Origin of the sequence: Brevibacillus sp. 7WMA2, assembly GCF_010748895.1 — a bacterium.
Classification (GTDB): Bacteria; Bacillota; Bacilli; order Brevibacillales; family Brevibacillaceae; genus Brevibacillus_B; species Brevibacillus_B halotolerans.
In genome coordinates this window covers 3,209,405-3,232,998 of the sequence record NZ_CP048799.1, presented here as the reverse complement: position 1 = coordinate 3,232,998, position 23,594 = coordinate 3,209,405, and the positions used below count along the sequence as shown (strand labels likewise).

The 23,594-nt window shown below is 40.1% G+C and carries 25 protein-coding genes, 1 pseudogene and 2 riboswitches; of the genes and pseudogenes, 20 read left to right on the top strand and 6 right to left on the bottom strand.

Features of this window, described 5'->3' with window-relative positions; all coding sequences use genetic code 11:
- Positions 1 to 6: 6 nt before the first annotated feature.
- Positions 7 to 1,062 (top strand): copper amine oxidase N-terminal domain-containing protein, encoded by a 1,056-nt coding sequence (locus GOP56_RS13505; protein WP_254068423.1) that lies wholly within the window; start codon positions 7 to 9, stop codon positions 1,060 to 1,062.
- 171 nt (positions 1,063 to 1,233) lie between these two features.
- Here the strand turns inward: GOP56_RS13505 and GOP56_RS13500 are convergent, their stop codons facing one another.
- The 4 genes from GOP56_RS13500 to GOP56_RS13485 are packed head-to-tail and all read right to left on the bottom strand — an operon-like array spanning position 1,234 to position 4,347.
- Positions 1,234 to 1,746 (bottom strand): cupin domain-containing protein, encoded by a 513-nt coding sequence (locus GOP56_RS13500; protein ID WP_096887059.1) that lies wholly within the window; start codon positions 1,744 to 1,746, stop codon positions 1,234 to 1,236.
- 56 nt (positions 1,747 to 1,802) lie between these two features.
- The gene (locus tag GOP56_RS13495) at positions 1,803 to 2,462 is read right to left on the bottom strand and encodes a methylthioribulose 1-phosphate dehydratase (RefSeq protein WP_003340989.1); all 660 of its coding nucleotides are present in this window, start codon (positions 2,460 to 2,462) and stop codon (positions 1,803 to 1,805) included.
- On the bottom strand, positions 2,459 to 3,136 hold the full coding sequence (locus GOP56_RS13490) for a 2-hydroxy-3-keto-5-methylthiopentenyl-1-phosphate phosphatase (RefSeq protein ID WP_163245834.1): 678 nt from the start codon (positions 3,134 to 3,136) through the stop codon (positions 2,459 to 2,461). Before GOP56_RS13490 ends, GOP56_RS13495 begins: the two co-directional genes overlap by 4 nt.
- Positions 3,133 to 4,347, bottom strand: a complete 1,215-nt coding sequence (locus GOP56_RS13485; protein ID WP_163245833.1) for a 2,3-diketo-5-methylthiopentyl-1-phosphate enolase — start codon at positions 4,345 to 4,347, stop codon at positions 3,133 to 3,135. The genes GOP56_RS13490 and GOP56_RS13485 overlap by 4 nt, the downstream gene beginning before the upstream one ends.
- An 87-nt stretch (positions 4,348 to 4,434) precedes the next feature.
- Positions 4,435 to 4,564, bottom strand: a riboswitch (SAM riboswitch).
- Between the two features lie 225 nt (positions 4,565 to 4,789).
- Positions 4,790 to 4,913: riboswitch (SAM riboswitch) on the top strand.
- Between the two features lie 10 nt (positions 4,914 to 4,923).
- On the opposite strand from GOP56_RS13485, the gene GOP56_RS13480 reads away from it, so the two are divergent.
- From GOP56_RS13480 to GOP56_RS13455, 6 genes and pseudogenes are all read left to right on the top strand, one after another.
- Positions 4,924 to 5,586: a DUF1722 domain-containing protein gene (locus GOP56_RS13480; RefSeq protein ID WP_163245832.1), complete on the top strand. Its 663-nt coding sequence runs from the start codon at positions 4,924 to 4,926 to the stop codon at positions 5,584 to 5,586.
- A 24-nt stretch (positions 5,587 to 5,610) separates the two neighbouring features.
- Positions 5,611 to 6,837 (top strand): S-methyl-5-thioribose kinase, encoded by a 1,227-nt coding sequence (gene mtnK, locus GOP56_RS13475; protein ID WP_163245831.1) that lies wholly within the window; start codon positions 5,611 to 5,613, stop codon positions 6,835 to 6,837.
- A 122-nt stretch (positions 6,838 to 6,959) separates the two neighbouring features.
- Positions 6,960 to 7,541 (top strand): GNAT family N-acetyltransferase, encoded by a 582-nt coding sequence (locus GOP56_RS13470; RefSeq protein ID WP_163245830.1) that lies wholly within the window; start codon positions 6,960 to 6,962, stop codon positions 7,539 to 7,541.
- A 54-nt stretch (positions 7,542 to 7,595) separates the two neighbouring features.
- Positions 7,596 to 7,853 (top strand): annotated as a pseudogene (locus GOP56_RS13465) (multidrug ABC transporter permease); the annotation flags it as partial.
- Positions 7,854 to 7,928: 75 nt separating this feature from the next.
- A complete protein-coding gene (locus GOP56_RS13460) occupies positions 7,929 to 9,131 on the top strand; it encodes an MFS transporter (RefSeq protein WP_003340973.1) in 1,203 nt (400 codons plus the stop codon).
- Positions 9,132 to 9,400: 269 nt separating this feature from the next.
- Entirely contained in the window at positions 9,401 to 11,323 is a 1,923-nt protein-coding gene (locus GOP56_RS13455) for a heavy metal translocating P-type ATPase (protein WP_163245829.1), read from the top strand.
- 78 nt (positions 11,324 to 11,401) lie between these two features.
- On the opposite strand, the gene GOP56_RS13450 is transcribed toward GOP56_RS13455, so the two are convergent.
- Positions 11,402 to 12,133 carry a polysaccharide deacetylase family protein gene (locus GOP56_RS13450; protein WP_003340970.1) on the bottom strand — a complete coding sequence of 244 codons (732 nt, stop codon included), beginning with the start codon at positions 12,131 to 12,133 and terminating at the stop codon, positions 11,402 to 11,404.
- Positions 12,134 to 12,269: 136 nt separating this feature from the next.
- Between GOP56_RS13450 and GOP56_RS13445 the strand changes: the two genes are divergently transcribed.
- The 5 genes from GOP56_RS13445 to GOP56_RS13425 all read left to right on the top strand — a co-directional run bounded on the left by GOP56_RS13445 (position 12,270) and on the right by GOP56_RS13425 (position 16,557).
- Positions 12,270 to 13,079, top strand: coding sequence for a DUF2797 domain-containing protein (locus GOP56_RS13445; protein WP_163245828.1), 810 nt, complete (start codon positions 12,270 to 12,272; stop codon positions 13,077 to 13,079).
- 184 nt (positions 13,080 to 13,263) lie between these two features.
- On the top strand, positions 13,264 to 14,586 hold the full coding sequence (alr, locus tag GOP56_RS13440; protein ID WP_163245827.1) for an alanine racemase: 1,323 nt from the start codon (positions 13,264 to 13,266) through the stop codon (positions 14,584 to 14,586).
- 347 nt (positions 14,587 to 14,933) lie between these two features.
- Positions 14,934 to 15,227 (top strand): N-acetylmuramoyl-L-alanine amidase, encoded by a 294-nt coding sequence (locus GOP56_RS13435; RefSeq protein WP_371807994.1) that lies wholly within the window; start codon positions 14,934 to 14,936, stop codon positions 15,225 to 15,227.
- A gap of 42 nt (positions 15,228 to 15,269) precedes the next feature.
- On the top strand, positions 15,270 to 15,758 hold the full coding sequence (locus GOP56_RS13430; RefSeq protein ID WP_003334545.1) for a hypothetical protein: 489 nt from the start codon (positions 15,270 to 15,272) through the stop codon (positions 15,756 to 15,758).
- 166 nt (positions 15,759 to 15,924) lie between these two features.
- Positions 15,925 to 16,557, top strand: coding sequence for a hypothetical protein (locus GOP56_RS13425; RefSeq protein WP_163245826.1), 633 nt, complete (start codon positions 15,925 to 15,927; stop codon positions 16,555 to 16,557).
- Between the two features lie 681 nt (positions 16,558 to 17,238).
- On the opposite strand, the gene GOP56_RS13420 is transcribed toward GOP56_RS13425, so the two are convergent.
- Positions 17,239 to 17,562: a DUF5412 family protein gene (locus tag GOP56_RS13420; protein ID WP_254068422.1), complete on the bottom strand. Its 324-nt coding sequence runs from the start codon at positions 17,560 to 17,562 to the stop codon at positions 17,239 to 17,241.
- A 270-nt stretch (positions 17,563 to 17,832) separates the two neighbouring features.
- On the opposite strand from GOP56_RS13420, the gene GOP56_RS13415 reads away from it, so the two are divergent.
- The 8 genes from GOP56_RS13415 to GOP56_RS13380 all read left to right on the top strand — a co-directional run bounded on the left by GOP56_RS13415 (position 17,833) and on the right by GOP56_RS13380 (position 23,594).
- Entirely contained in the window at positions 17,833 to 18,102 is a 270-nt protein-coding gene (locus GOP56_RS13415; RefSeq protein WP_163245825.1) for a DUF2569 family protein, read from the top strand.
- Between the two features lie 527 nt (positions 18,103 to 18,629).
- Positions 18,630 to 18,854 carry a recombinase zinc ribbon domain-containing protein gene (locus GOP56_RS13410; RefSeq protein ID WP_163245824.1) on the top strand — a complete coding sequence of 75 codons (225 nt, stop codon included), beginning with the start codon at positions 18,630 to 18,632 and terminating at the stop codon, positions 18,852 to 18,854.
- 292 nt (positions 18,855 to 19,146) lie between these two features.
- Positions 19,147 to 19,518 carry an arsenate reductase family protein gene (locus tag GOP56_RS13405; protein WP_163245823.1) on the top strand — a complete coding sequence of 124 codons (372 nt, stop codon included), beginning with the start codon at positions 19,147 to 19,149 and terminating at the stop codon, positions 19,516 to 19,518.
- 203 nt (positions 19,519 to 19,721) lie between these two features.
- Positions 19,722 to 20,267, top strand: coding sequence for a peroxiredoxin (locus tag GOP56_RS13400; protein WP_003334553.1), 546 nt, complete (start codon positions 19,722 to 19,724; stop codon positions 20,265 to 20,267).
- 91 nt (positions 20,268 to 20,358) lie between these two features.
- Complete coding sequence (locus GOP56_RS13395; RefSeq protein WP_003334554.1) at positions 20,359 to 20,811, top strand: redoxin domain-containing protein; 453 nt, start codon at positions 20,359 to 20,361, stop codon at positions 20,809 to 20,811.
- Positions 20,812 to 20,962: 151 nt separating this feature from the next.
- The gene (gene gcvH / locus GOP56_RS13390; protein WP_003334555.1) at positions 20,963 to 21,343 is read left to right on the top strand and encodes a glycine cleavage system protein GcvH; all 381 of its coding nucleotides are present in this window, start codon (positions 20,963 to 20,965) and stop codon (positions 21,341 to 21,343) included.
- A 150-nt stretch (positions 21,344 to 21,493) separates the two neighbouring features.
- A complete protein-coding gene (locus GOP56_RS13385; RefSeq protein ID WP_163245822.1) occupies positions 21,494 to 22,849 on the top strand; it encodes a hypothetical protein in 1,356 nt (451 codons plus the stop codon).
- Positions 22,850 to 22,898: 49 nt separating this feature from the next.
- The gene (locus GOP56_RS13380; protein ID WP_003340952.1) at positions 22,899 to 23,594 is read left to right on the top strand and encodes a response regulator transcription factor; all 696 of its coding nucleotides are present in this window, start codon (positions 22,899 to 22,901) and stop codon (positions 23,592 to 23,594) included.

Genomic DNA, 23,594 nt, shown 5'->3' with positions numbered 1-23,594 from the left:
TCCACAATGAATAAAACCTTTAAAATGTTAAGTGCTGCTCTAGTTACCGCTGTGGTGGCTACCAGCTCCATCTCTGCTTATGCCGCTACACCACAACTAACGCAAACAAATCTTATACAGCCAAAACCAGCATCTAAGCATGCGATTTATGTAAATGGCAAAATAGTCGATCAGAAGCTAGACATATACGCAAATAAACAAAATGTACTAATGATTCCTTTGCGTACAATTTCTGATCAACTAGGCTATAAGGTTACCTGGAATGCAGAAACGAAGAGTGCTGAGTTGCAAAAAGATGCGCAATGGACAGCAGTTGCGGTGGGGAAAGATCAATACAGTGTAAATAAAATGTATGTGCAGTTAGGATCAGCTCCCGAGTCAAAAGCAGGAGTAACCTACGTGCCAGTTACCTTCTTTGATAAAGTGCTTCATCAGCAAGTAATTGTTGAGGAGGATGGGACAATAAAAATTGGCGAACAAGCTCAAGGGGTTACGAAAAAAGGCAGTATTACTAACATCTCTATTGACGAAAAGGATGCTTCTCTTAAAGGGGCTATCATGGTGAATGGATTTACAAACGGTGTGCGTTTAAACATCACAGACGAGACAAGCATCGTTAATCAGGATGGTAAAAAGCTGACCATAGCTGATTTGAAGTTAGGTCAAGAAATTGAAGTTGAACACGGTCTGGCTATGACTTTAAGCATTCCGCCTATGACCAATGCAGTGAAAATCGTGGTAAATGATAAAATGGCTACTCCTGAGGTTTTAGGAACGGTTGGTGAAGTCGTTGAAGCGAAAACATTAACAGATGGAACCGTGCAGGTAGTGATTAAAGGCGAGAAGCTAAACGACCAATCCTTTGAGATGATTGCGCTAAATCTAGCAAAAGATACTCCGATTATCGACGCAAAGGATAATAGTCCATTAAAAGCAGAGGACTTGCGTAAAGGGACAAAAGTCTATGGATTCTATGGTCCTGTGACAACAAAGAGCCTACCAGCAATTGGGCAGGCGATGAAAATCGTGGTTGAGCAGGAGTCTTTGATTCAGCCTAAATAAAAAGCTACAGCCTACGTGGATAGCTACAGATGCTATAGAGATCGTGGCTTGAATACGGACTATAAAAAACGCTTGGACGGATGATCCAAGCGTTTTTTATGTTATGGAAAACCAGGCTAATCGCTTAAGGATAAGGTTTCCCTATTTTCCGATGTTCACTTAATTATGTTCCTAGTAAATCGCTTCCCAACCAGCAGGAGTTACAAACAGACGAATCGCAATAATTTTCCGATCCTCCATTAAGGTAAAGTAATGACGATAGGAAGAAGGAACAGAGATTAAATCGCCGGGGGATAGCTCTACATCAAAGTAGCGACCGTCTGTGCCTAAAATGGCAAAAATACCATGACCATCTACGCAAAAGCGGACTTCATCATCCGTGTGATGATGTTCCTTGACGAAGTTCTCTAATTTTTTATCTAACTCTGGTGTTTTGTCACTTAAGACAATGACGTCTGCTGTAGTGTAGCTGCGGCGTTCGCTAATCTCTTGTATCTCTTTTTGGAAGGTATCTAAAATTTGCTGTTTTTCAGCATCAGTTGGCGCGTAATTATTTCGTAAAGCAGGATCTAATTGATCCACGCCCCAATATTCATAGATAACATCCTGCGAGTTTAAAAAAGCATGAACCGCCTCTCTATCCTCAATATATTCATTGGTATCGTGAAAACGTACTTTTGCCATGAAGAAGGACCTCCTAATGTTGTAATCTTATGAATTATTTATTTAATCAGACTAAATTAAATGGCAATACCAGACGCTTTTGCAGATAAATTACCTACTTGCAATAAGCGCAGTTGATATTCAAATAGAAATTCAAAAGCTTCTATATGTCTTTTTGCTTCAAAATCATTACGACCCCAGGCATATATTCCGTGGTTGCGGATTAACACGCCGGGTACATCAGGCTTGATCGCCTCTTTAATGGCCGCTGCTAACGTAGGGATATCTGCATAGTTTTCTACAATCGGGACGGTAAGAAGAGCGTTTTCCTCCCAAATGCCCAGTCCTTTGATTAATTCCTGACCATGAATAGTAAAGCTTTGCTTTTGCGCATACACCTCGGAAATCACATTGTTGGCAATCGTGTGTACATGAAAGCAAGCGCCAGCATCAGGAATGCTTTGGTAGACAACAGCATGCACTAATGTTTCGGCAGAGGGCTTCAAATTGGTAGGTTCTACAGAATTGCAATCGCCGTCAACGATCAAGTAATCTTCTGGCGATAGTTTGGTTTTATCTTTGCCACTGGCGGTCACAGCAAATTGTAAGGGTACATCGCTGATTTTAATAGAGAGGTTTCCGCTTGTGCCCGGAAACCAATCTCTTCTAGCAAACGTTAGCTTTACCTCATCTAATTTTTTAAAAGCGGCGGTGCGCTGTTCAAGTGTTGTTGTCATAGCACAATCCCCTCCTGTTTGGCCCTAATGGCTTTAATAATTGAAATCACATCATAAAAAGTAGTAAATGGTTTATGTGATAAATTTTCTTCCTGACATTTTTCCAGTAGGAAGGAACGGGCAATGACAAAATCAGCAATTCGAGACCCTTCCAAGTCAGTGATACTATCCCCAATAACAACACGTGTATAAGAAGTAGCATCATAGCTTCTAATAATGGTAGTTTTACACATTCCGCAATCTGTTTGGCAATGCTCATCGCAGGTATGCGGCCACGTAATTTTTATTCTCTCTTTGCTAAAATCACTGCCATTACAATAAATTGGGCCATCAAGCTGAAACGGAGCAAGAATCGGATGAACAAAAAAATCGATACCTCCGCTTGTAATGAGCAGAGTCACGTTTTCCTGCCGGCAATAATCCACAAACTCTGCAAAACCAGGGCGGATGCGGGCATTCTCTACAGCAAATTGAGTGATTTCATGTTCGAGTGAAGAGGGAAGCAGGGAAAACAGCTTTCCTACGCCTTCTCTAATGGATATTTGTTGTGTCAAAATTTGTTCGGTTAACTCTTCCCAGCCTGGGGGATGAAAGTGGCGCATGATTGCCACAATATTGTCTTTTTCTGTAATCGTTCCATCGAAATCGCAAAAAAGCACAAGCTGTTTCGTCATGCAGAACCTCCCCATTTTTCTAGTGCTAGTCGCAGTTCATTAGAGTCGGAAGCTGCTGCTGTAAGACTGATTCCATTCACGGATGCATCAATAGCGGCACGGAATGCCCGACCGCCTGCTGTTGCTCCGAGTGGGTGCCCATGAATGCCGCCGCCTGCGTTAACAACCTGATCTAGGCCAAAGTCGGCGTACAGTTGGGGAACCAATCCGGGATGAATACCCGCTGATGGAACAGGGAAGGCAGGTTGCAAGGTGCCGTGTTCCTCGACTAAATGATTAGCTAGCTGAGTAGCCTCGCTCTTATCTAATGCCACATTTCCGTATGGAGAAGGGAATAACACTAAATCAGCCCCGGCTAAACGCAATAGCTTACCGAGCAGGAGCGGAGCGGCAATGCCGTGATCAGGACTAGGATAATAGGCGCCGGCGAGTGCGGGATGCGCCATGATTGGCACTTGAATGTCCGGGTCTTCTGCTAGACGTTGCAGGAGATCGAAGCCAAAAGCAAGTGCATTAAACAAAAGGCAGGAAGCACCTGCATCGACAGCTTGCTTCGCCCGTTCAATAAGCTGTGAGCTAGGCCCTGTAAGGTTAGCGGCATACAAGACAGGCTTGCCGGTTTGTTCTGCAATTTCATCTGAGATGGCTTTGAAGCGTTTGATACGTTGGATAAATGGAGCTTTATCATCAGCAAAGAAAATTTCATCATCCTTAATCAAATCAAGGCCGCCTTCTGCTTGGGCACGAAACTGCACTTCTAGTTCCTCTAGTGACAAACCTGTGCATGATTTAAAAATACTCATTAATAATGGACGATCATGCACACCGGTTATTTCCCGTATTCCTTTTATGCCGAATTTTGGACCCTGAAAGCCTTGTAAAAAAGAAGGAGGAAGCTGAATGTCTACCAGCTTGATTTTCCCGTCCATTGATAGTTTGCCAAATACCCCTGTAAGAAGAGAAGGGATATCCTGTGTAAAGCATATGGTTGGATAACTAATCGTGATATAACCTCGTGTTTCACCTGACGAGGTGGATTCAAGAGGAGATACATCCGCTACTTCACCTAAATAGGGGCGTAGCTGCTCCTGCTTTGCCAGAGGAAGGTCCGTCCATGAGCCTACTGTCATACCAACTGCAATACCTTCCGCTTTTTTTTGTAAATCCTTTGCTTGAGTTAAATAGGTTACGAGGATTCGATCTGTACTCATGGATGACCTCCTTGTAGGTAGAGAATTTATCAACTAAAAACGCCCCCTTCAAGAGAAGGAGGCGTCCGATAGACAGATCATCTTCTTCTCTTATCTCTCACATAAATCAGTACAGCACGATTATGTGTAGGATTTAGCACCGTTTCGCATCGTTTATCCCGATGCGAGGGTTGCCGGGCATCATAGGGCCAGTCCCTCCGCCTTCTCTCAATAAGAGCTAGGTAATTGTTGTAATTGTCAAAATTGAAGCTGATTCTTGGAGATCATCTTATCCCTTTTTGTAACATGCGTCAACCCTTTTTATAAATAAAAACTGAGTTGAATAAATTGTTTGACATAACTGGATTACCTGTGTATATTTCTACTAACGATTCATTTATGAGGCTTTAGCTACGCAGGATAGGAACCTGTGTTCATCTACAATTACATATACTTAATGGATACCTTATCCAGAGACGGTGGAGGGACTGGCCCGATGAAACCCAGCAACCGACACATAGCCGCTAACCTGGCATGTGCACGGTGCTAATTCCTGCAGAGACATGTAAAATTCTGGTAGATAAGGGGGAACGTTTTATGAATATGACATGTCAAAACGACCTCTTTTCTTCGGAAAAGAGGTTTTCTTTTTCTTTGGTAAGCAAAGCATGGTGTGAACAGATATGGGCAGAGCATAAGTATTGGGTCATGATGAGGTGTTATCAAAAATATAAGCAAATCTCACAAGCATTTCGGGATCAAGTAAAAACGTCTCGCGAAACAGGAGAACGCGATTGGAGTATATTTGCAGAACAGTTATTACATGAATTTCAGAAGATGCGAAAACTGCCTATTGATTCAGGCAATGCCTGTAATGCCTTGAGTCATGCATTCGGTCATCTGCGCGGAAAACTTACGGAGCAAGAAAGCGGCTCCTGGCATGTCTTATTGCAAAGGAACTGGGAGGAAGCTCATCGTATATTGTTCTTGCTTGCTATGGAATATGGTGATGATTATTTGTCGCGGTCTCGCCTATTTTCACCGGAGGCTCCTAGCAGTCACACATGGATTCGGTTTCGTGGCAAAGATTTTTTTATTGCAAAGGATTTGGGGCAGTGGAAGATTCTTGAGCCATGGGAAGTTTGGGAGCGAGTCGGCGTGTATCAAGTTAACCTATTAACCAAATATCGCTTATTAGCCAATCTAGGAGGAATCGTTCATCCCCTGGCACATTACGATCAATACATCAACCGAGACTAGAGTGGTAAAAGGAGAGGAAAAGATATGGGGTATCAAGCGTTATCGGTTCAAGAATCCATTTTATACGTACAGAATCAGGGAACGATTTTTACACAAGCTGCGCCTCTTGTTAGCCGAGAAATTGGTGATGGCAATTTAAATTTGGTTTTTAGAATAACGGATGAAGAGACCGGTAAAAGTGTCATTGTGAAGCAGGCTTTGCCTTATGCCCGCGTGGTTGGCGAATCATGGCCGTTAACGCTGGACCGATCTCGGATTGAAGCAGAGGCGCTCAAAATTCAGCGAGAGCTGGTAGGAGATTTAGTACCTGAGGTATACCATCACAATTCGGAGCTGGCTTTGACGATTATGGAGGATGTAGGTGATCATAAGCTACTCCGTGCAGGCCTTATTGAGGGAGAGATATACCCGCATTTCGCTAAACATATTGGAACTTTTCTAGCTCATACCTTATTTTTTACCTCTGATCTTGGAATGAATCCTTTTGCTAAAAAGGCTAATGTGAGTAGGTTCATTAATCCAGAGCTATGTAAAATTACGGAGGATCTTGTATTTACTGATCCATATGAGGACCATGACACCAATCATTTTAATCCGCTTATCCGCCAAGACGTAGAAGCAATATGGGGGAATCACGCATTACGTCGAGAGATTGCTAAGCTAAAATACGACTTTTTGACACGAGCAGAAGCTTTGTTGCATGGTGATCTGCATACAGGCAGTATTTTTGTCACCAAAACAAGTACAAAGGTGATTGATCCCGAGTTTGCTTTTTATGGGCCAATAGGTTTTGACATTGGGGCTATCATCGCTAATCTTGTCTTAAATTATGCAGGACAGCACGGCCTCCAAGCCGACATAGAGAAACGGGAGCAGTATCGTTTTTACTTATTGGATACGATAGAAAACGTCTGGAATGAGTTTGTATCGCAATTCGTTCGTCTGTGGCATAAAAAAGCGGAGGAGCGTAGTGCGCATGTTCCTGATTTTTGGCAGGATTATGTATCTCAGGTCTTACAGGATACGGCAGGATATGCTGGGTGCAAAATCCTAAGACGCGTGATTGGACTGGCGGGTGTAGCTGATTTAAATAGAATTGAACAAGAGGAGCTTCGAGCAGAAGCCGAAAGACTGGCATTAGAGATCGGCCAATCCTTCATTCTCAATCGTAAGCATTTGGCAGAAATCACAGATATCACGGCGATCGTGCGAGAGATTACGGTTGAACGGGAGCAGGTCCTACAAAAGTAAAGTGGCAATCAAACAGAGTCATCTGCTGTCCTGCTAAACAGGGCAAGCAGGTGATTTTTGTTTTTTAGAGAATTATTGTTCAATCTATTGCATCAAAAAAGGCTAAAAAAAGGGGGAGAAGCATGAAAAATATCGTCATATCGCCTGATTTGGAGCTAAAGGAAGTTCGTATTGAGGATGCAGCAGTCACCTTTGCTTTAATAGAAAAAAACCGAGATTATTTACGGGAGTTTTTGCCGTGGCTAGATAATGTGCGAGATATAGAGGATTCGGAAAATAATATTCGCTTTGCCATTCAACAGGCAGCAAATATGCAGGGAACTCATTATTCGATTTGGTATCGAGGCCAACTTGCAGGAAGAGTTGCCGCCAATTTTATCGAATGGAATCATCGTAAAACGGTAATTGGCTATTGGCTGGGGGCTGAATTTCAGGGGAAGGGTATCATGACGCAAGCAGTTGAGGCATATCTTGATTACTTGGTATTTGGGAAGTGGAATTTACATCGGGCAGAAATTGCAGCTGCTGTACAAAATGAGAAAAGCCGTGCTATCCCGGAACGGCTAGGGTTTCAATTAGAAGGAATTATGAGAGGAAATGAATGGCTGTACGATCATTACGTGGACCATGCTGTATATGGAATGCTACAGCAGGAATGGAAGCAGCGAAAAAAAGAGAGGAAAGCTAGGAGTCCTATTTTATAATTGACTGAATTTTGGGACTTGTGGATGGGGAAGTGTTGGAAAGTGGGTTCAGCCATTCTTGTATTAGATGAAGCAACAGCTAGGATTGATAGTGAGACGGAATCGGCGATACAGGATGCTTTGAAGGTTCTAGTGCAAGGAAGAACAACTTTTATCATTGCTCATAGACTGTCAACCATTCAGGATACCGACGTTATATGGGTGTTGTCACAGGGAGAGATCGTTGAGCAGGGGAACCATGAGGAGTTAATGGAGAAGCAGGTTATCTATTATAAGGTGTATCAGCTTCAGCAAGGAAAGCCTTTAAAGTAAATTGAGAAAAAGTAGAGGGTTGTGGAAGAGTAGGGATACGGTGTATGATCTTCTAATGGAAAGGAGATCGCATACATGAAATCATCGCGCTTTACTTTTACAACATTGCTCGTAGTGGTCTTTATTGCTGGTATTACTCAGGGATTGACGCTTCCTTTGCTAGCTATCTTGTTAGAGGAACGCGGCATTTCTGCTGTTTCTAACGGTTTGAATGCTGCTGCTCTCTATGTCGGAATGTTCATTATGTCGCCATTGATGGAAATCTTTTTACGAAAATGGGGTTATCGGACATGTCTATTTATAGGACTTGTACTGGTGACATTTTCTACTTTATTACTTCCATTGTTTACATCGCTTAGTGTATGGTTTGTCCTCCGCTTGATAATGGGGATGGGCGACTCTGCTCTGCATTATACCAGTCAGATCTGGGTGACGGCAACATCTACACCAGAGCGACGTGGGCGTGATCTTTCGCTATACGGTCTGTCTTATGGAGCTGGTTTTAGCGTAGGACCATTAGCCATTAATTTAATGCCGTTTGGCTTGTGGGCACCTTTTATGGCACTTGTTGCTTGTAATCTGGTGGCTTTCTTCATGCTGTTACAAATTCGTAACGCCTTCCCACCTGAAGTAAAAGCAAACGATGGAAAAAAGGTAGTTAAATCAAGAGAAAAGTACAAGATGGTTATCCAAATGACATGGCTGGCTTTGATTCCAGCTTTCCTATACGGTTTTATGGAAACAACGTTAAACGGCAGCTTTCCGATCGCGGCCCTACGTACGGGAATTTCGGCAGAATCCGTTTCTATTATTTTGCCATCCTTTGTAGTAGGTAGTTTATTCCTACAGTTGCCACTTGGAACCCTAAGTGACAGAGTAGGACGCAAAAAAGTCATGATGTACTGTGCCATAATTGGCTGCATCGCGTTTATGCTGTTCCCGTTGGCAACATCCTCTGTACCGTTAATGATGCTGTTATTAGCTTCTGCGGGAGCAGCGGTGGGCTCTTTCTACTCGCTAGGATTAGCTTATTGTGCTGATATCCTGCCACAAGGCTTAATTCCGATTGCAGGAATTATTGCAAGCATGAATTTTAGCGTAGCAAGTATTATTACACCTAGTGTTAATGGATTCTTAATCAATTACGTTTCTCCAACCTCAATCTTTGTGGCGATGGGTGCTATGTTTATCGTTTTCTTCTTGGCAGCTCTTTTCTTCCGACCAGAGAAAGCGCAGACTACATCTATTCAAGAGTTTGAAGGAGTGGAAATGAAGTAGGATAAACGAGACCTAGCTATGACGACTAGGTCTTTTTTCTTTTCCAAAATTGTTCTTGACGCATGTAAAAAAGAATTATACTATGATTGTAATCATTATTAAAAAGTTTGCCTTGTTCAATTATATTCACCTATGGAAAAATGCATAAAGCCGCATGAACGCTGTTACCTTCGGGTAGCAGCTTCGTTTGTTTTTAGGGGAATTTTAAGTATGATTCTCTTTCTCAACAAAGTAAAAATTCAAACCAAAAAAGAAAGAAGGGTGATTGTATGTTACAAAAAGGGATGATGATTCTTTCAGGTGTGTGTGTTCTGATTAGCTGGCTATGGGGCAGTATCGCAGGGATTGATCCTGCTTGGATTGCCATTGTGGTATGCGGGGTACCCATTGCCATTACAGCAGGTAAGGAATTATGGGAGCAACGAAGTCTGAATAGCGATGTCTTGGTCACGATTGCAATCATCGCGGCTACCTGTATTGGGGAGCTACTAGCTGCGGCTGAGGTAGCCTTTATTATGATAATTGGAATGTGGCTAGAAGAGAAAACCGTTGCCAAAGCCACTTCGGCTTTAAAGGAAATGGTAGAAATGACTCCTGAACAAGCTCGCGTCATGCGAGGGGGACAGTGGATTGAGGCAAAAGCAGATTCAGTGCTAGTAGGTGAGCTGGTACTGGTAAAACCGGGTGAGCAGATACCAGTGGATGGAATTGTAGTAGCTGGTCAGGCTGCGATTGATCAGGCAATTTTAACAGGAGAGTCCTTACCTGTTGAGAAGCGGCAAGGGGATGAAGTATTCGTAGGTACTACCAACACAAACGGCTCCCTAGAAATTCAAACCACTCGTGTAGGAGAAGAAACAGCATTTGCGAAGGTAACGAGATTGGTAGAGGAAGCAATGGAGAAGAGGGCACCTGTACAGCGCTTGTTGGACAAATGGGCGGTATGGATCGTCGGAGCTAGCTTATTATTGGCTATTCTGGTGTATCTTGTTACACATGATATGGTGCGTTCTGTGACCGTTCTAATCGTATTTTGTCCCTGTGCTTTGGTACTGGCTACTCCGACTGCGATTATGGCAGGGATCGGAAACGCAGCTAAAAATGGGATTTTAATTAAAAGCGGTGTAGCACTAGAGCAGTTAGGCTCAATTAATACGGTTTTATTTGATAAAACAGGTACGCTAACAAAAGGAGCATTGTCCGTTGCCGGGATTGCACACGCGGAGCATAGTGCCCAAGAGGTAATGCGTTGGGCAGCGGCCTTGGAACAGCATTCGGAGCATCCGATTGCTACAGCTATTTTACATCAAGCTAAAAAATGGGAATTAGAACTTCCTGCTGTAGAATCCTTTATCATGCATGCTGGCAGTGGAATTGAGGGGGTTGTTGAAGGGAAACGCATCTATGTGGGAAATCCATCCTTTATGAAGGGACTAGGAATAGGTCTTGATCAGGTCCAAGGCTTGCTTACAACGAAAGAAAAGGAAGGAAAGACGAATATTCTTATTGCTTCCGAGCACAAGCTGCTAGGACTCATTTCAGTATCTGATCAGCTTCGACCTGAAGCTAGGGAAACGGTTGAAACATTAGCAAAGGCAGGTGTTGAGGTAGCGGTCGTTACTGGAGATAACAAGGGTGCGGCACGGTTTATGGCAGAACAACTGGGAATTACACAGGTGTATGCGGAACAAATGCCGGACATGAAATATATGCAGGTAGAGCGCCAACTGAAAGCAGGTCGTAAGGTAGCGATGATTGGTGATGGGATTAATGATGCCCCAGCGCTAACACTAGCTGATGTAGGGATTTCGATGGGCGTACACGGTACCCAAATTGCTGCGCAAGCGTCTGATGTGGTATTAATGTCAAATGATCTGCGCAAAATTGCCGATGTCATGCGGTTGGGTCAAAAGGCAGTACAAGTGATCCGGGAAAATCTAATCATTTCTACAGCTATTAACAGCGCTGCTATTCTGCTTGCTTTATTAGGCGTGTTGGGCCCGGTATTTGGTGCTTTCGTTCACAATATTACTTCGGTATTGGTGGTATTAAACTCTGCCAGACTCATTGGTTTTTTATCTACTCCTAAAAATTCGCGTCCATCTTCTCCGCATCATGGAGCCCATTCATCAGCCGGGTATGCTACTGATACAGGAAAGCTTCAATCTATCAATAAATTTGTCGGATTGTAAAAAGAGCAGATGGAAGCTGTACAAGGGATAATGCTACGGTCAGGTTATCCCTTGCAGTCAACATCTGCTTGCTCAGTATCAATGAACTTTGTTTCCCTCATCCAGCAATTGACTAACAGTAACAAACTTATATCCTTTAGAACGCAAATCAGTAATGAGCTCCTGTAAGGCTTTTAAGGTTTGCTTTTGATTCATCCCGCCATCGTGGAAGAGGATGATATCCCCCCGGGAGGTATGCTTTTTAACACTGTTCACAATAACAGATGAGGTGCGAGCTAAGGACCAGTCTCGCGGATCAACCGACCAATAGATGATATCATAACCCGACAATTGCACAGCATTCATTACATCAGTGGTAATCACACCCCCTGGCGGACGATAGTATTGGGGGAGGACACCTGTAGCCTTGTATATGGATTTTTCAGCTTGTTTAATTTCATCATAGATCTCTTGCTCGGTTAATTTATTTAGATCGTAATGATGATACCCATGGTTTCCGATTTCATGGCCAGCTTTTTTTATCCATTGCATAATGACAGGATATTTATCAGACTGGGAGCCCAAGACAAAGAAGGTGCCAAGAATACCGTTCTTATGCAGCGTTTCTAGAATACGAGGTGTATAAGTTGGATCTGGACCATCATCAAAGGTTAAAGCCACCACCTTTTTTTGCGTTTCAATTCGGTGGATAGGCTCATAGACCATTCGATTGGCAAAAAGACCAACAGAACCTGATGAAGTTACCCCTAACCATGCTAAACCTATGAGGGCAAGGCAGCATGTAAAGCTTCTTGCCAATCGCTTCTTCACGGTAAAACCACTCCTTTCTTCCGTCATTTCCTTCCTTAGGTTGACCGAACAGGGATAAGAACATGCTGGAAGAAAAGCGCAAAGTTTGTCGGATATGGTATCATGGAGGGAAAATGTTAAGGGCGAGAGGAGTGACATGGCGTTGGAAAAAAGCGGCTTGCTGCATGGACTAGCACATACCTATCAAGGAAAAGAACAACCTGTCGATTATTATCTTCATTTAAATGAAGAAAAAATAAGTCTGAATGAGTGGATTGGACAACAAATTTCGATTCAATATGATGGACAAAAAAATTGTATTGCTTGTGGACGCAAAACCAATAAAACTTTTAATAGTGGTTACTGTTATCCTTGTTTTACGAAACGACCAGAGAACGATCTTTGTATTGTCAAACCGCATGAATGTCATTTTGACCAAGGAACCTGTAGAGATGAGAGCTTTGGAGAATCACATTGCATGATTCCGCATTATGTATATCTGGCGCTCTCTAGCGATGTCAAAGTGGGACTTACCCGTAAGAACAATGAGTTAAAACGTTGGGTAGATCAAGGAGCCGTTCGGGCTATACCGATCGCAGAGCTCCCAACACGTCGAATGGCAGGAGAGCTTGAGGTACATCTTAGCCAATTCATGCCAGACAAAACCAACTGGCGCAAAATGTTAAAAGGTGAAGTAAAAGAAGCCGATCTAATTCAACTTCGGGAAGAAGCTTATGAGAAATTTCCGGAAGAGTTTAAGCCATTCCAATTGCGTGAAGACGAGTGGATCGATATTACCTATCCAATCTTAGAAACCTTGTCTAAAATTAATTCTTTATCTTTGGACAAGCTCGAATGTGTTTCTGGAAAGCTACTTGGTGTAAAAGGTCAATATTTAATTATGGATATTGGAGTTTTCCAGGTACGAAAACATGCCGGTTATCATGTAACGGTGAAAACTGGATAAACCAAAGCAACAGCAAAAACCATGGTCGAACGGGATCATGGTTTTTTTGCTGTGTAAAGGCGACTTCTACCCAGGTCCGACTTCTAATGTTCCCTGAAATATCACACAGATGTAAGGCGTATCTAATGGATATTGTGAAATGGAGACTCATATACTTTTTGAAAAACGTAAGAGGTGTTTTCAAATGAACAAATTCTATCGTGATACGTGGGTAGAGGTCAATTTGGACGATATACGGACCAATATATTGACCTTTCGACAGCATATACCAAAAAAAACTGAAATCATGGCAGTAGTGAAAGCAGATGCATATGGACATGGCTCCGTAGCAGTCGCAAGAGAAGCCCTAGCGGCAGGCGCTACCGCTCTAGCCGTCGCGTTTCTAGATGAAGGGATTGTCCTTAGGAAGGCAGGCATCAAGTGTCCCATACTGATCTTAGGCTATACACCGATAAGAGCAGTGCAAAAAGCATTTGAATGGAACATCTCATGCACTGTGTTTCAAACGAATTGGATAAAAAAAGCGGAAAAAATCTTAAGCAAGAAACAGGAAAAGAAGAAAGCCAATAACCATGTAGATAACAATGGAGATAACCATGCAGATAAAAATGAAGACAAATCAATAACAAAGAATGCTCAAGATAAGAAGGACATAGCCACACAGGGGCGTAAACGCTTGTCTGTACATATCAACATCGACACAGGTATGGGACGAATTGGTGTAAGGACAAAAAAAGCCCTTCTTTCTGTGGCGAAGGGTGTCTATAACAGTGAAGTGTTTCAATGGGATGGCATTTATACTCATTTTGCCACGGCAGATTCACAGAATGTCACTTATTTGAATCAACAATTCGAAAGATTTCAAGACTATTTAGGATTTTTAAAGAGAAAAGGGTTTAAACTACCTGCTATTCACTGCTGCAATACTGCGGCAGCGATGACTCATCCTGAGTGGGGATTTAATTATATTCGACTAGGAATTGGAATGTATGGATTATATCCATCTGTCTATATAAAGTCATTACATATACTTAATCTAAAACCTGCTCTGCAAGTAAAAACCCGTGTTTCAAATGTGAAGTTTATGCAAAAGCCGCTTGGCATAAGCTATGGTGTTACCTATATCGCTTCACCAGGGGAACAGATTATTACTCTTCCGATCGGGTATGGAGACGGTTTTTCGCGTTTGCTTTCGAATAAGGGAAGCGTCCTTTTACAAGGAAAGCGATTTAGCGTGGTAGGCAGGATAACGATGGATCAATGCATGGTAAGTGTAAATAAAATCAAGGCAAAAGTAGGAGATGAGGTTGTGATTTACGGTCGATCTGACAAGGAAGAGATCACACTTGAAGAAGTAGCCGAACTAATGGGTACGATTAATTACGAGGTAGCCTGCATGCTTAATTATCGATTACCACGGGTTTATACCAAACAAAATAAAATCGTCTCCGTACGTAATTTATTAGGATCGATAAATCCTAAGCCAAGAAAACAGAAGAAAAAGTAACAGAGCCCATAGGGATGGCTTTTTTGGACCATGAATGACTGGATATTTTCGAAAGGGGGATACTTTACATCCATTCAGCATGTGCATATTTCGAATATGGGGATGAACACTTCCATAAATCCATCCTAGATGTTGATTTTATGATACGTTAACAGATGTCATCATAACGTCGTTCATACTTTTCTTTTTTGAGACCCTTTGATGAAACATACATTTTATTAGAGCTATTTATAATCCTCGACTTTCAAAATCCTTTTCATAAAAGAAAGTAAATCAATCTATTATTTTTTGTTTTTATTTACAAAAATATACAATAAAGTTAGAATCAAGTTAAGAATGATAAAAGAATCATTGCAATTATTCATGCGAGAAGTGCAAATCCTTACACAATTGGTATTGAGCATGAAGGGGATGTTGATGAACCAAAATGGTTTACAAATAAAATGTATAGAGAATCTGCGAAACTTGCGGCAATGTTAGCTTATACCTATGATATTCCTGTGAATAGAAAGCATATTAAAGGGCACAGCGAATATCCAAATCAAACGCATACTGACCCAGGGAAATATTGGGATTGGGATTATTATATGAAAAAGGTAAAGGTATATTATGATAAATTTGAAGATGATGGCAGATATTAGGTTTTAACTTATAGCTACCATCAAATAAGGAGGAATTTCAACTTGAAGAATCTGTTTTATTTGTTGGCAGCATGTATTTTTCTTTCTGGTTGTGGACAGGAGAAGGTAACTTCTCAACAAGAACACAAATTCCAATATAATGGAATTTCATTAGGAGACTCTTATGATAAGGTCGTGGAGCTATATGGAAAGCCAGAATCAGAAGACAAAAAGGGGGATATAAAGTTATTAGCATACCGAAGTAAAAAGGGTCTTTCAAATACCTTGATTCTACAAAATGATAAGGTAATTAAAAGCACTTCTTATATGGAGTATCTTGATGGAGAAAAATTACCAAAAACAAAAGAAGAGGTTTTCCAGACATTTGGTACAGGTTATAAAATGGAACTAAAGGATTGCTATGAATCAACTAAGTGTGAAAATTATATATACTCGTTCGAAGATGAGATTCTAGAGTTTTTAACTTATTGGGATAATCAAAAAATTGATGTGGTAACGTTAAAGACAAAAGAAGCCGACAGTGTTCAATGAATAAGTCTTTAATGAGTGACTAAAACCCATGCTCTTAATGAAGCGTGGGTTTTATAATAAAAAAGTATGCATTTGGAATAAATTTACAATAACTTATCTCAATTTTATAATAAGGGGGGATTGTGCTTTTTAAATAAAAAAATGAATAAGAATGGAGAGTTTGGTAATGAAAAAAGTTTACCTTTTCTTGCTGATTTCCATCCTAGCTATCACTTCAAATTCAGCTTGGAATCCAACCAAAGCTGAAGCAGCAAACGCCAGTGTTGTCGCCCAAAAAAATGATAAGCTAACAAAAGAAAATATAACTTTCATAGCATCTCTTTTAGAAAACTCTGCTCCTGATGTGCTGACTGATAAAATCCTGACTAGCAAGGGTGACATTCCTAAATTAATTTGGTTTGATAAGTTGCAATCATGGACGGGTGATTTTTTATCACTTACAAGATCAAAACGATTCATTGATGGCAACTCGAAGGAAGTAATCATTTCAACATTAAAAAAATACTATACCTCTTCTAAAGCAGAAGAAATCTTTTCCTTTTATTTTAAGAAGAGAGAAAATGGTACTTATGAATGCATCGAGACAGAAGGATTCTCTTCAAGCTTGCAAGGCATTCTAGAAGGGCTAAAAGTAAATATCCAAAAGAAAAATGCAACAAATACAAGTGTTTTGTTTGAAGGTTTTGGATACGACTCCTTTAACTTTAAGGAGACGCGGAAAAGTGCAATAAAGGTACAATTCAATCTTGTTAAAAATAAGGATCATTATCTCATTAACGATATAATTGACCTAGATTAAGTTTTAGCTGATATTTGCTCTAAAAGACATTATATCGTTTAATTGCAAACTAAATTAGCAATCCAGGAACGTCTGAATATTAAATTCAGGCGTTTTTTGATGTATAAAAAGTAATTTATGTTTTAGTCAAGCTATCCACTAGACTGTTCCTATTTGGAGTCCTCATATGAAATTATATAGTAGTAAAACTAGAATTCCTCAGGCGCGATGTCGGTATTATTTTTTTCCTAAAATAAGAATATAACCAGTATCCCTTATGAAGAGATAATTGAACGCTATGTTGAAATAGAACATCGAGTCGAAGTCTTGGATGATATATTACAGTTGTGCATTGAGGTCTCAAGCCCTTCTTTGATGACTAAGATGGCAAAGAAATTCCTTGAGAATTCTAAAGAAGAAACATATGTACTATTAGAGCATGTATTTTGTCTTGCTAATAAGACTGCAAGCAATGAGGTTAGACTGTCGCTATACAATACAATTATTAAATATGCAAGGGTACACGAAATTCCCATGTACATAGCCAAATCATCCCTAGGCTGCACGGAAAACTTTACGAAACCCAGTAGGGGGAATAATTATTATTGCCGTTATTTTGCTATTTATGACCAATTTAGGGAGATTTACAACATGTTTATTTAAAGGAGGTTTCATTTCCTTTAGTTGAAAATGAAACCTCCTTTATCTCCTCCAATCATAAACATCCTTTGTTACATCTAGTTCATGTCCATTGATTATGACTGTTTTGTTATCCACCCAATTGATTGAAACAGTATCCATTTTAGAATCCCAGTAGATATTGTTTTTTTCCCCAGAACTATTTGTAACGACTTCAGCCCGGATCGAATCGGGTACTGTGGCTCCACCTTCAACTATGTAGGCATTTACGCTGTACTTTTTATCAGATGATGCTACTGTATGAAGTAATTTCCCTTCTGGAAGATTATACATTGCATAAAAGAAATGATAGAACAAAGCTCCCATAACTAAGGGTATTAAAAGCAATATACTAATCGCCCACTTTCATTTGTTCACAAATACCCCTCCTAATTAACATCTAAGAAAGTAGATACCTTATTATATAGAATATAATGTAAAGTGAGGAATTAAAATGAAAAAATGCTATGTTTATATAGTACAAAATCATGAATTTTAAGAAGCATCGAAGAATAATTTAAAATAATGTTGATAAATTCTTTCTGTTGACTTGATTTGTGGTTGAGTAAGAACTGGTTTGGTACTTTATATTAAAAGGATAAAAAAGAGGGTGATACAATGGGCATTGTTTCATTTTTCAATATCGTTAACACAGTAGGTATCCTGTTGTTTGTGCTACTAGTAGGCATCATGTTTTTCAGAAAAAAAACCGACACCCCAAAAAATATATACGTAGAGGTACTGTTTCTTGTTTTCTTAATTGGGTTTGATGTATACATGTTTTTAAATGATCAAACGGCAATTAAACCTTTAGCTGTATCTTTACTAACAATCGCTGCTTGCCTTCAAATAGCAAAACTAACTAAGAGTTTAAGAAAAAGCAACTAAGCAAAAGGGCTTTATGTGGGTCCCGATAATAGTCATTATGTAAAAAAGCGTCCGAACTCAAATTTGGGCGTTTTTGATATGTTTATATAGTACAAAATCATTGTTTTAAGAAAGCATCGAAGAATAATTTAAAATTAATTGCTGATAAATTCTTTCTGTTGACTTGATTTGTGGTTGAGTAAGAACTGGTCTGGTACTTTATATTAAAAGGATAAAAAATGGTATAATATTCATATTGATTATCTTTTAGAAGGTATTCCTTTTATGAAGAAAAGATTACAAGTTTTCATATCGTGCACTTTATAGTGTATCAACTGAATTTTTTCTTAACATATAGACATAATGGAAACTAGACTACATAAACTAAGTGTTGCAGGCAATGGATAAAAGAATATTTTCACCTAAAGATGATGAAACAGGATAAACATACATCAATGGGTAACCGATTAAGTGAAATAATGAAAAAACGCAATAAACAACAGACTGTTAGTAATAGGACAAATATCCACTAACCGGAATATCCTTCTGTGCAAAATGTGGAGGTATGGCGAGGGAAAAGATATACGTTTCGATACTATAGATGCTCATCTACTCAAAACGATGGTGATAGAAAGTGTACTCAAAATGGAATAAATGCTGAGAAACTTGAAAAAACTATATATGATGATTTACTCGAAGAATTTACAAAAATGAAAGAAGGAAAATATGTTATTGACAACGAAATTGAGGTTAGATCGTATAAAGAGAATTAGAGAAGCTGAATAAGGAAAGAGAACAGCTAAAAAAGAAGCAGGTTCAGGTTGTAATGAATATGGATTTATTTGATGATGAAGGAAGTACAGAAATATTACTGGGGCTGAAGCATAAAATCTAAACATTAGATCAACAAATTTCTTAACTAAGAGACAAATCATTGGATCAGAAAACCATGCTAAAAATGTCTCTAAGGGTAAAGATGTAATTGAAAGAATGAAGGCTATAGTTTAGAGGATTTAGGAGCCTTACAAGTATTATTTCAAGATGTAATAGAAGAGGTGAGGATTTTTGACAAACGCACAAAATATTCGTTTGTATAGTTACGCAAAGTGCGGCACATGTCGCAAAGCTAAACAATGGCTGGATACCAATGAGGTTACATATACAGAAATCCCAATTGTTGATACTCCGCCATCGAAAGAGGAATTGCATCAAATCTGGCAAAATAGCGGGTTGGATATTCGCAAATTTTTTAATACTAGCGGTCAATTCTATCGTGAGCTGAACCTGAAGGAGAAGCTGCCAACAATGCCAGAGGATGAAATGCTAGAGCTACTCGCATCCAATGGTAAGCTAATTAAGCGACCTCTTATCACAAATGGGGCAAAGACAACACTCGGTTTTAAAGAACAAACCTTAGAAGAAATGTGGGGCAAATAACCCAATCTTCTAGTCAAAAAGGGAAGAGTCAGATACCGATTTTCATGACAATCGGGCAGCATACATAGAGATTGAGGATCATTGTCAAACAAAAACCACTGTTTAATAAAAATTATTACAAATTAATATTGACTATAATCTATTGGTTTTGATATCATAACTCTTGTAAATAACATTTACTATTCCTTAAGGAGGTAATATATATGGCACAACGTATTATTGGTCTTCAAGCTCCTGATTTTTCTATGGAAACAGTATCCGGTGACGGAAAAGAATTCGGTCGTGTTTCTCTTTCTGACTATAAAGGTAAATGGTTGGTATTGTTCTTCTATCCACTAGATTTCACTTTTGTATGTCCAACTGAAATTATCGCTTTGAGCGATGCATATGAAGATTTCAAAGATTTGGATGCAGAGGTACTAGGTGTATCTGTTGACTCTGTACACTCTCACAAAGCTTGGATCAACACTCCACGCGACCAAAATGGTCTTGGCGGTTTGAACTACCCACTTGCTGCTGACTTCAACAAAACAGTTGCTCGTTCTTTCGGCGTGTTGGATGAAGAATCCGGTGCAGCTTACCGTGGTCTATTTATCATCGATCCAGAAGGCGTTGTTAAATACCAAGTAGTAACTGATATGAACGTAGGACGTTCTAACGATGAAACTCTACGTGTTCTTCAAGCTCTACAATCCGGCGGACTTTGCGCAGCTAACTGGCGTCCAGGCCAAGCTCATCTAAAAGGATAATTCCTGATTTAGATTGGGTATCGTGTACACAAACAAAAGGGTCTAACTTTACAGTGTTAGGCCCTTTTCTATATTAAAGGAGGCATGAACCATGCGTTTACGTGAAGAACTTCCAGACTTTCCAGGCATCACAGAATGGGTAAACGGTCAAGTTTCTAAGGCTGATTTGCAGGGCGAAAGAGCAGTTCTTGTACATTTCTGGTCCGTTAGTTGTTATATGTGCAAAGAATCTCTACCACAAATTAACGAGTGGCGTGAAAAATATGCAGATCAGGGCTTAAAAGTTATTGGTATTCATATGCCGCGTTCCGAAGCTGATACAGATATTGCGAAAATTAAAGAAACCATCGCTCAATATGAGCTTACTCATCCAGTAGCGATTGATAACGAAATGACAACAACTGATGCGTTCCAAAACGAATATGTTCCTGCCTACTATCTGTTTGATGAGACAATGGCACTTCGTCATTTCCAAGCAGGCGAAAAGGGCTTAAATATGGTCAAAAAACGTTTGCATCGAATTTTGGGTATTGAAGAGGATTAGGGTCCTTACATGTCCAATTATGTAGAGGGGAAACTCTAAGAAGACCCCCGTTGCTCATCCACTTCAAAAGAAGAGGAGCAATGTCGGCTTTGCCGTCACCAGAAGTCTTGGATAAACATCCGAGTGTTCTACGAAAAAAGGAGGAAGTTAGATGGAATTTCCAAAAGAGTTACGTTACAGCGAAGAGCATGAATGGGTACGTGTAGAAGGCAACAAGGCTTATATCGGTATTACTTCTTTCGCTCAGTCCGAACTAGGTGACATCGTATTTGTTGAATTGCCAGAAGTAGGCTCTACCATCCAACGTGATGAACCATTCGGTAGTGTAGAATCTGTTAAAACCGTATCTGAACTATATGCTCCAGTTACTGGTAAAGTATTAGAAATTAACGCTGCTCTAGAAGAGGAGCCTGAATTGGTAAACACATCTTCCTATGACAAAGCTTGGATGATCGTGGTTGAGTTGTCTGATTCCAGCGAGTTGGATAAGCTTATGGATGCGGATAAATACGAGGCAATGGTAAAAGAATAATCAATAGCGCTCACTAACGTTATGAACAAAAAGATCGGTTATCAGAAACCGATCTTTTTTTGTTTTCGTAACCTTTTTGCAAACATTACAGAGTGATACTCTTTTATAATGAAGGAAAGGTATGTAGTTTAGTTGGAGGTTTTCTACCATATGATTATGAATTTGAAACAGTGGAGTGCTGGTGTACTGTTGGTAGGCTTATTGGCAGGGTGTACACCTGTTGCTTCCCCGAATGAATTATTGAAGGCTCCCACCTTAAATAAAAATCAAGAAGAAGTAAAAAAGGCAGTACTAGCTAATTTGCCGCAAGGAAGCTCGCTTATGATTCCACGCAATAATTCTGATGAAAATGGAGCCATTATCGAAAAAGACTTAAATGGCGATGGAAGTAATGAAGTTGTAGCTTTTTATAAGCAAGGTGAATATAACGTGGGATTTATTGTGATGCAAAAAACCGAGAATAGCTGGCAAAAGGTTGGACAGATCGAGGAGACGGGTCAGGATGTCGACTATGTGGCCTTTGAGGATGTTTCAGGAGATAAGGAAAAAGAGATTTTCGTTAACTGGATGGCAAGTGAGGGTGTAGACAAAGAGTTTGGCGGATACAAGTGGACAGATGGACAAATGATTCAAATTTTAAAAACATCCTGCAAGGAAGCTATCGTAGGGGATTTAGACAAGACAGGGGTATCAAAGGCCTATGTGTTCAAGCTGGATCATGACAAAATGAAAGCTCCTGCGGAAGTGTACCAGTATGACAAAGCGACTTCGAAAATGAAAATGATTCAGCAATTGGGATTAGATTGGTCGATTAATGGATATGAAAATATTTTATTAGGCAAGGCATCTAAAGAGCAAAATGGGATATTTTTAGATTCGGGTATCGGTGCCCATTCAGGGCAAACGGCACTTTTGGTCAGTAACAAGGGAAAGCTAACACAGGTAGACCTGTCGAATTATGATAACGTAATGTATAAGCCTTATTCTACTTTTAGTAAGGATATTAATAATGACGGAATTATCGAAATCTCGACTTTAGTACAGCCGGTGGGAGCAGAAGATTTGTCCATGGTTGATACGCCTTGGATTACAGAGTGGTACCAATGGAACGGTCAAAAAAGCCTGATCAAAGTAAAAGAATCCTATGATGACGATAGCAATGGATTTCAAATAAATATACCAAACTACTGGTTCGGACATTATACGATCAGGCTGGTCACTACAAAGGAAGCAGGGGCGATCACCTTTTTATACCTAGATTCTCAGGGAAAGCTATCAGCCGAGTTGTTTACCATTGATCCGATTAAAAAAACAGAGTGGGCGAGTAAAGAGAAGGAGTTAAAACAACAAAGAAAAGAGTATAGCGTTATAGATGAAAATGGTGAAAACATCTTTATTGCTCGATTCCCGACTAATATGAGCAGTGTTCCAGCAAAGGAACAACCTGCTTATCGAAAAATGCTATTTAATTTGCAGCAGATCCAAGAGATATTTCGAAAAATATAGGTGAATAGCAGGGCATCTAGGTACAAGGCAGAAAGGAGCAAGGGGAGAGATGAAAGTACTATTGCTAGAAGATGAGGAATCCATCCGAGGATTTGTCCGCATTCAATTTAAACGAAATGGGTTTGAAGTATTAGAGGCACAGACAGGCGAAAAGGCGTTGGAAATTGCTAAGAAGGAGCCAGATATCGCTATAGCTGTATTAGATGTAATGCTTCCGGGCATCAGTGGTCTGGAGGTTTGCCAGGAATTACGGAAAATGTACCCGCAATTGGGGATTATTATGCTTACTGCTAAAGCTCAAGAAGTAAATAAGATCGAAGGATTAAATTTAGGAGCAGACGATTACATTACAAAGCCCTTTAGTGCCGCCGAACTGATTGCCCGAATGAATTCGCTAAAACGACGGGTAGAAACGATACCTTCCACTGTAAAACCAGGTGAATTGATTACTTCTGGCCCATTTACCCTGCGATTGACGGATCGAAAAATGATCAAAAATGGGCAAGAAATAGATTGCACGCCCAAGGAATTTGCAATTATCCACTTATTAATGGAACAAAAGGATCGTGCAGTCAGTCGCGATGACATCCTAAATGAAGTTTGGGGAAAACATTACATTGGGGATTTAAAGGTAGTAGATGTGAACGTTAGACGCATCCGCCAGAAAATCGAGGATGACCCCTCCAAACCGAAATATTTGGAGACAGTCTGGGGATTTGGTTATCAGTGGAAAGAAGGAACGTAA

Bases quoted from the DNA above. Each gene is read 5' to 3' on its own strand.
- GOP56_RS13425 (WP_163245826.1), top strand. From the start codon at position 15,925: ATGAAAAAAGTTTACCTTTTCTTGCTGATTTCCATCCTAGCTATCACT.
- GOP56_RS13395 (WP_003334554.1), top strand. From the start codon at position 20,359: ATGCGTTTACGTGAAGAACTTCCAGACTTTCCAGGCATCACAGAATGG.
- alr (WP_163245827.1), top strand. From the start codon at position 13,264: ATGAACAAATTCTATCGTGATACGTGGGTAGAGGTCAATTTGGACGAT.
- GOP56_RS13490 (WP_163245834.1), bottom strand. From the start codon at position 3,136: ATGACGAAACAGCTTGTGCTTTTTTGCGATTTCGATGGAACGATTACA.
- GOP56_RS13385 (WP_163245822.1), top strand. From the start codon at position 21,494: ATGATTATGAATTTGAAACAGTGGAGTGCTGGTGTACTGTTGGTAGGC.
- GOP56_RS13380 (WP_003340952.1), top strand. From the start codon at position 22,899: ATGAAAGTACTATTGCTAGAAGATGAGGAATCCATCCGAGGATTTGTC.
- GOP56_RS13495 (WP_003340989.1), bottom strand. From the start codon at position 2,462: ATGACAACAACACTTGAACAGCGCACCGCCGCTTTTAAAAAATTAGAT.
- GOP56_RS13415 (WP_163245825.1), top strand. From the start codon at position 17,833: ATGGGCATTGTTTCATTTTTCAATATCGTTAACACAGTAGGTATCCTG.
- GOP56_RS13455 (WP_163245829.1), top strand. From the start codon at position 9,401: ATGTTACAAAAAGGGATGATGATTCTTTCAGGTGTGTGTGTTCTGATT.
- GOP56_RS13500 (WP_096887059.1), bottom strand. From the start codon at position 1,746: ATGGCAAAAGTACGTTTTCACGATACCAATGAATATATTGAGGATAGA.
- GOP56_RS13505 (WP_254068423.1), top strand. From the start codon at position 7: ATGAATAAAACCTTTAAAATGTTAAGTGCTGCTCTAGTTACCGCTGTG.
- gcvH (WP_003334555.1), top strand. From the start codon at position 20,963: ATGGAATTTCCAAAAGAGTTACGTTACAGCGAAGAGCATGAATGGGTA.
- GOP56_RS13470 (WP_163245830.1), top strand. From the start codon at position 6,960: ATGAAAAATATCGTCATATCGCCTGATTTGGAGCTAAAGGAAGTTCGT.
- GOP56_RS13445 (WP_163245828.1), top strand. From the start codon at position 12,270: ATGGCGTTGGAAAAAAGCGGCTTGCTGCATGGACTAGCACATACCTAT.
- GOP56_RS13480 (WP_163245832.1), top strand. From the start codon at position 4,924: ATGAATATGACATGTCAAAACGACCTCTTTTCTTCGGAAAAGAGGTTT.
- GOP56_RS13400 (WP_003334553.1), top strand. From the start codon at position 19,722: ATGGCACAACGTATTATTGGTCTTCAAGCTCCTGATTTTTCTATGGAA.
- mtnK (WP_163245831.1), top strand. From the start codon at position 5,611: ATGGGGTATCAAGCGTTATCGGTTCAAGAATCCATTTTATACGTACAG.
- GOP56_RS13460 (WP_003340973.1), top strand. From the start codon at position 7,929: ATGAAATCATCGCGCTTTACTTTTACAACATTGCTCGTAGTGGTCTTT.
- GOP56_RS13485 (WP_163245833.1), bottom strand. From the start codon at position 4,347: ATGAGTACAGATCGAATCCTCGTAACCTATTTAACTCAAGCAAAGGAT.